Source organism: Ferdinandcohnia jepli (assembly GCF_047246645.1).
Taxonomy (GTDB): Bacteria; Bacillota; Bacilli; order Bacillales; family Bacillaceae_L; genus Ferdinandcohnia.
In genome coordinates, this window is sequence record NZ_JBFOKR010000018.1 from 97,380 (window position 1) to 104,024 (window position 6,645).

The window sequence follows — 6,645 nt, forward strand, 5'->3', positions numbered from 1 at the left end:
GTTTGGGTACTCCTTCAGGAAATGACAAAATAAGTAAAAAAAGAGAGCTGCAAACTGCAACTCTTTACAAATCCTCGAAATGATAAACTTTAATTTTTGGCCAAATTGACTTCCAATTTTTCTGTTTTAAACGTTTTTCATAGATAGCTGCCCGCTCTTTTGTTTCAGTAAAGAAACCTGTTGGTTTAACTTCCATATTGATTACATCTTCAATACCACAAGGAGCAGTTAAAATTAGCTGATCATTTTCATCTATCTTGACTCCAAGGGCTGTTGCCGTTTCCGGGAATTTAGAGACTGCATCCACTGAAGAAAAGTAAGGCTCAATATGATTAACAACATGCATCCTTGCTTCGTTTTTTACAGACCAAGGGATATCGGGCATAACGCTATGTAATCTAGCTTCTAAACTCTTTTCTATAGATTCATCAATCTCTTTGTCATCAAAATAAATAACATCTACATCCGGGGTTTGTGTTCGATTTATATATCCGTGAAGAGTGTCCCAAATTTTTGCTCGAACAAAGCCTGCACAAATCCACCAATCTGGTAAGTTCAGGGTATTTACAACCCTCAAGATTTCCATCATCTTATCGTCGTTACGAATAATTTTTATTACATCTTCCTCATTCTTTAACATATAACCACCTACCGAACATATTTTCTTATATTATAATATAAGAAGGAAATGTAAGATACAGGTTAATCTGAGGAATTACTTGGTTTAGAAGCAGGGAGCTTATTATCTACGATCCAGGAAAGTATGGTAGTGCTATCACGAACATCCTTTTGTTGAATATAAGATAGTAACTCCTGCACAGCATTTTCATTTGATTGTCTGGTAAAATAGCTGAAAATCTCTATCGGATTATCGAAATTTGTATTTGGACATTCGACTAATCCATCAGTCGTAAGGAAAATATGGTTTTTCCCTGTTCTCAGTTCCTTGCATCCAGTAGTGTAACAGGGTACTGGTAATTCAAATGTGTTAACCTGTCCCACCCACTCATAGAAACTTCGATGGTTCTGCTGATATTCATTTAACGCAACTAATTCTGGATGATATAAATATAAAAGACAGTCACCAATTGAGAACCACCAAAGGAAATTAGCCTTTCTTACAGCAATAAGACAAGCTGTTTCACCTTGAATTTTTTTACAAGCATTTTTAAAACTACTATTTTGAAAGATAGACAAAATGTATTCTTGTAAGTTTTTAAATGCGGGATTAACGGCATCTCGTAAAATAGAGTATATTGCATTTTTTTGATCTTCAATTGTATCTATGATTAACTCAGCACTCTCTGCCGTATTATGAGCGTCTAGAATCATTACAAATTCAAAATCGTCTTCCTCATCAACCCATATTAAACAACCATCTTCATTTTTAGATTGTCCTGCTTTTGAATTGCCACCGAAACGACCGAGTACGATGTGCCTAATTTGGATAATATCCGGTTTATCAATAAAGTGTTTCTGGCTGCCAACCCAACTGAATTCACCACTGTTCTTAGAATTATCCATAGGGATTCATTTCAAGATGCGTTTTGATTCTGTTGCAAACATCTATAACATCATTGTTTTCTCCGTATCGTGCATTCGGGGCATTATGTACCGCAAATGGTCCCCAAAATTCCTCAGGAGTGTCCGGATATCTGGCTACTAGATGCATATGAAGATGTGGAACGGAGTTGCCAGAAACAACCGCATAGATATGTTCGGCTCCTTCACTTTCTTTAAGTGCCTTACTTACTCTAGCGATAATCATTCCAAAAGCCTGTGCTTCATGAACAGTCATTTCTGCCAATGTTGGAATATGTCTTTTGACATCAACCATAATATGGCCTAGATAATTTGGTTCCCCGTTACTATCGATATGACCTACATATACATAATCGTCTTCATAAATAGTTACTCCTGAAGTGCTAATTTTATTTTGATGCTTGTTGCAGATAAAACAATTTTCCTCCACCATATTCATCTCCCTTTCTTGTAAAAAAATAAAAGCCTACCACCTCATAAAGAGGCGATAGGCTTGGACTATCACGTTACCACTCTTCTTGTTTTTACGAACATCACTAAAAACATCTCTAGACTCAATCACGAGAGTTACCCGTTTAGACCTAAAACAATTAGCCTAACCACTCCAAGGCGAGTTCTGGATTCTATTGGCACTTTTCACCAACCAGCAGCTCTCTTCTTCAATAGAGGTTCCTTACTACTCCTTTTCTATGTGTTTAACAATATGGAAACTTTTACAATATCATACAAATCTGATTGCCTTCTGTCAATGAAAATATGAAATTTAGATTCTGAAGGTAAGGTGTATGCATAATGGACTACCTGTTTATAGAGTAAGGTTACTTCCATTGTTTAATAAAATACATAATTTGGGTAATATTCAATATCTACAAATGATATACTTATTCAGGAGTTACTTATTTATTTAAATACGGGGAGGATACATATGTTAAAAAAATTGGCTTCAGATGCATTGGGATTATCAGATATTGGTAAGATTATAGGACCTCAGGATTACGACAAAACAGACGCTGATGATTATATCAGACACGAGGATAATGAAAAGATCTACTTCCTAATCAAAACCAAAGCAGATGAATATTGCTTTACTAATATTGCATTTATCCATGTTGATGGTGAAGGCGCTGTTTCCTCTAAGCGTTTACTAAAACGTTATCCATATTCACAATATAAAATATCAAATGTTTTCCTTGAAACTGCCGGAAGAGTCGACTTGGACATTGAGATTAAGTTTACGCTAGGCAACCAAGCATACAGTATTGACGTAGACAAAAAGCAGATTGATAAATTAAATGATTTATATAAAGCTCTTGTATATATCTCAGAAATTACACATGAAAACAGCGTAATGTATGACATGGCAAACCAAAGCTTAGAAAAAGCAGCTAGCATCCTGCATAATTCTAGACCAACAGACGTAACTCTATCTGATCAATACAAACAACTAACTGAATTCGGATTCTCTTGGTTACAATCCGCTCGCGAACAATACCATGCAAAAGACTTCGGAGCTGTCTTTGAGAAATATATAAATAACTAATGGGACAGAGGGATTGTTTTCCTGGTTCCAGTTTCACTTTTGAGCAAAACTAGAAAGCAAGAAAAGCAGAGTGATTTTCATAATTACTCTGCTTTTTTAGTTTTGATATATAGTCAACCGTTTAAATAAACCAAGCTTGGATAATTCTGTATTCACAAGACCTACATAAAAAATCACACCTCCAAATGTGCAAAATGTATGTTAAAACGCACTCCTTTAGTTTAAGTGTAATTGTTCACAAACTAATTAATTAAATAGTTATATCTATTTTTTTTCAATCGCCATACGCAAGTTCGAGATAACTCCAAGAAGCAATACTAAAGAACAAACCATTTTTTCAAAAGGTGTTCCAAACAATTGTTGTATAAATCCAAAAGACCAAAGTACAACAAAAAACCAACATATAACGGTTATTCCTCTTTTGTATTTATATAGTTTAATTCTACCAACAATCAACGTAAAAACTACTCCAATAATAGCAATAACGATATTTAAAAAAGATATTGGTAGCTGTTCAGCGAATGACTCAGATCTTCCACCATTAACCCATGTGAATGGAATACTTTTGCTTATAATAAGAAAGTGGATTAAGAGAGTTAAAGAGTAAAAAATAATTCCCAAAAATACAGCAGTTTTCATATTAATTTTCCTGAGTTTTTCTAAAATAAAATCACCTCATTATTCTTCCTGTTTCAATATTATTTAATCCAGTAATTTACTATTCCTATATCTCTTACCTTCTGACAGTAACTGAAAGTATGATTTCGAAGAGTTATCAATAATCACCATTATACTTAAACAGAGCAAAAAACATCTTTTTCAGCTTCTAATCTTGAACTCTAGCACCCCGTTAGCCATCCATGAAGCAGTTTTTTATCACAGGGAATGTAAGAAAATCACTTTCTTAAATGGTAGTTGAGTAGTTACTTGATTACTTAATCGTATCAAACAACTCTACATCTAAATTTTCAGTATCATTCCAACTATAAAATTTTTCTAAATGCCATTTTTCATTTAGTCTTGAATAGTTGTTATCATGAATCCATTTATGTAATTCTTCATACCAGTTCATAATCTGATAATTAGCCCCTTTATGTCTTGATACAGCATATCTTTGGGATGGGACTGTTAGTGTTACCATATCAGATGGAATATCTTCATACTCTTTTACTTCAACACAAACCCAATAGCCATCTTCTTCAGCAGTTTGGTTCTCGACTACAAATGCACCATATTGTAGTAACGGATTAACCACCTGTTTAATTTCATTGATACGTTCACTTAAACTTAGTGAGGCTTTTGGGATTTCTGCTATATATTTGTCACCAGAACACAAAACTCTAAAACCTACTAATTTAATTTCATTAAGTTCTTTAATAGTCTTTTTTATTTTTGTTGTTTTTTGCATTTTAATTACTCCTTTAAACTTACAATTTCTACATAAATATTTACTTGCCTTCTTTTTCCATTAACCTGCACCTTTAGCATAATAAGGAATTCAACAAAAAGACGGTTAATACTTCCTGGATAAACTCACCCGTTCGCTTAATAAGAAAACTCAACAAAAATGTGAGTTAACCACGAATGAGTCAACACCACCCATAACTTAAAGAACAACCTTTCACAAAATCATATTGCTCTCCAAAACTTAATCCCTAGTAAAACCAGGAAATTTTATTCTCATTAAATTTAACTCCTAAACAATAAACATAAATAGGTTATTTATTGGAATGAGAGGAAAAGCCACGACCTATAAGGTTTGCAGAAACAGGTTTTTTCCCTATTTCCCTTGCCCAAATTGATAATTGTCCTATATGGTGAATTTCGTGTGCAATGGCATGTCGCATGATTTCACCCCAAGTATCCGTCACAATTCTGCCATCTGGCAATGTATCGTAAAACAATTGATTTTCCATACTAGCTTCCCAATTATTCACAAAGTTTTCCACTTCAAAATGAAATTCAGCGTCCAATTTTCGAACCTTTTTCAAGCTATTATAACTATCGAAACTCTCCTGAAAGTCTGTCTTACCTTGTAAGAGACGTATCCAGCTCCATTCGACATCAACAATATGGAAAAGTGTATGCAATATACTTCCCATTCCACCCGTTCTTTGACGCAGTAGTTCTTCTTCGTTTAACTCTTCACACCAACAATACCAGTCTTCTCTTACCTTCCAGTTATACCTAAAAAAAGTTTGCAAAAATACCCCTCCTAATTTCTTAATATAATACTATAAAAATACAACTATCCAGCGCCTTTAGTAAAAAGCGTCCCACTTAGAGTGAAACGCTAAATTAAGAAAAAATGTCCTTATTTTGTTCTATTCTCATTTCTAAGTTCGATATTCGTTTGTTTAATTTATATATAACGGGCGTATACATTACAACAACAGTACCTAATCCAGCGAGGAAAATAAATATTTCAAGTTTCATAAAATTACCTCCTTTTACCAATTAGTGTTCGTTATGTTTTTTATAATTCCTTCTTCACCAAATCTACATCATTAGCAAAATAAGCTAATATAATAAGTCTTAAAAACCTTCAACTGCTCCAACCCTGTTTACAGTATTCTTCATATAATATCCTCAACACATCCAAGATTGTTTCGTCTGCATGCTGTTCACTAAAACGATTGGGTAATTCCTTAGCACCTAATACATATAAGAATGGGTCTTGTGAAAACTCTCCCATAATACCAATATCGACTAAAACATTATCCAATCCACCAGTCATATGGTTCAAATGATAATGTGGTATCCCTTCTACTTCTCCACGCTGTCTAACTAATCCGTTAATAATAGGATTCCATATCTCTGGTTTGGTCTCATATCCTTCGAAAATCAACTTTAAAACTTCGAGCAATTGATCAACTTTACCCTTATTTTTAAGGTCTCTTGGATTCTTAGTAACATTGATTTTTGGAAAATGGGACTTAATTCTTTGGTTTACATTTTCCCATCCACCACAAAACTCAACAATGTGATTCGCAATATAACTATCATGACACGCTATCATTACCTCAACCGCATCTTCTAAAGATAGACTATGTCTATTTTGAAAATGAGGGTACAATTCCTTGCTATCTTCTTTTGGATTAAAGCTTATATCCTTAATTTCATCAGTCCATTTATATAATTTTTCTTCAACAAGACGTGCAACACAGTAACCAATTACCACTTTTGCAGCAGAAGCAAGTGGTATGGACAAGTCTTTTTGGTAAGAACATTCTATTTCTCTATTTAGGATTGAATAAATAAGGATTCCTGCTTCTCCTGATTCTATTTCTTTTAATTTCTCAATTATGTGGTTCACTGAAACACCTACTTTCAATTTTTAGTCAATCATTATCGCAATTAGTAATTCACACTTATAGATTTCCTTATTTAATAGTACCTAAGAACTTCAACAAAAATGAGCATTAATCCTGCATGGACCAATGCTCTCATTAACTTTTATCTAATCCATCTAATTCTTATTGATCTAGTCGAGTAGAAGGGAGCCTTTCTACCTTACGGTAAATTGTACTCCTCCCCCCTCACAGAACCGTGCTTGCGCTATT

The 6,645-nt window shown here is 33.9% G+C and carries 8 protein-coding genes; 1 reads left to right on the forward strand and 7 read right to left on the reverse strand.

Annotation, left to right across the window (positions count from 1 at the left end; translation table 11 throughout):
- Positions 1-64 precede the first annotated feature (64 nt).
- The 3 genes from AB3M96_RS18745 to AB3M96_RS18755 all read right to left on the reverse strand — a co-directional run bounded on the left by AB3M96_RS18745 (position 65) and on the right by AB3M96_RS18755 (position 1,975).
- Entirely contained in the window at positions 65-640 is a 576-nt protein-coding gene (locus AB3M96_RS18745; RefSeq protein ID WP_412969139.1) for a nucleotidyltransferase family protein, read from the reverse strand.
- A 62-nt stretch (positions 641-702) separates the two neighbouring features.
- On the reverse strand, positions 703-1,524 hold the full coding sequence (locus AB3M96_RS18750) for a PP2C family serine/threonine-protein phosphatase (protein WP_412969140.1): 822 nt from the start codon (positions 1,522-1,524) through the stop codon (positions 703-705).
- A complete protein-coding gene (locus tag AB3M96_RS18755; RefSeq protein WP_412969148.1) occupies positions 1,517-1,975 on the reverse strand; it encodes an HIT family protein in 459 nt (152 codons plus the stop codon). The genes AB3M96_RS18750 and AB3M96_RS18755 overlap by 8 nt, the downstream gene beginning before the upstream one ends.
- A 492-nt stretch (positions 1,976-2,467) precedes the next feature.
- Between AB3M96_RS18755 and AB3M96_RS18760 the strand changes: the two genes are divergently transcribed.
- Positions 2,468-3,082: a PH domain-containing protein gene (locus tag AB3M96_RS18760; protein ID WP_412969141.1), complete on the forward strand. Its 615-nt coding sequence runs from the start codon at positions 2,468-2,470 to the stop codon at positions 3,080-3,082.
- A gap of 264 nt (positions 3,083-3,346) precedes the next feature.
- On the opposite strand, the gene AB3M96_RS18765 is transcribed toward AB3M96_RS18760, so the two are convergent.
- From AB3M96_RS18765 to AB3M96_RS18780, 4 genes are all read right to left on the reverse strand, one after another.
- On the reverse strand, positions 3,347-3,721 hold the full coding sequence (locus AB3M96_RS18765; RefSeq protein WP_412969142.1) for a hypothetical protein: 375 nt from the start codon (positions 3,719-3,721) through the stop codon (positions 3,347-3,349).
- A 292-nt stretch (positions 3,722-4,013) separates the two neighbouring features.
- Entirely contained in the window at positions 4,014-4,490 is a 477-nt protein-coding gene (locus tag AB3M96_RS18770) for a GyrI-like domain-containing protein (RefSeq protein WP_412969143.1), read from the reverse strand.
- A gap of 310 nt (positions 4,491-4,800) precedes the next feature.
- A complete protein-coding gene (locus tag AB3M96_RS18775; RefSeq protein WP_412969144.1) occupies positions 4,801-5,286 on the reverse strand; it encodes a DinB family protein in 486 nt (161 codons plus the stop codon).
- Between the two features lie 341 nt (positions 5,287-5,627).
- On the reverse strand, positions 5,628-6,398 hold the full coding sequence (locus tag AB3M96_RS18780; protein WP_412969145.1) for a serine hydrolase: 771 nt from the start codon (positions 6,396-6,398) through the stop codon (positions 5,628-5,630).
- Positions 6,399-6,645: the final 247 nt, after the last annotated feature.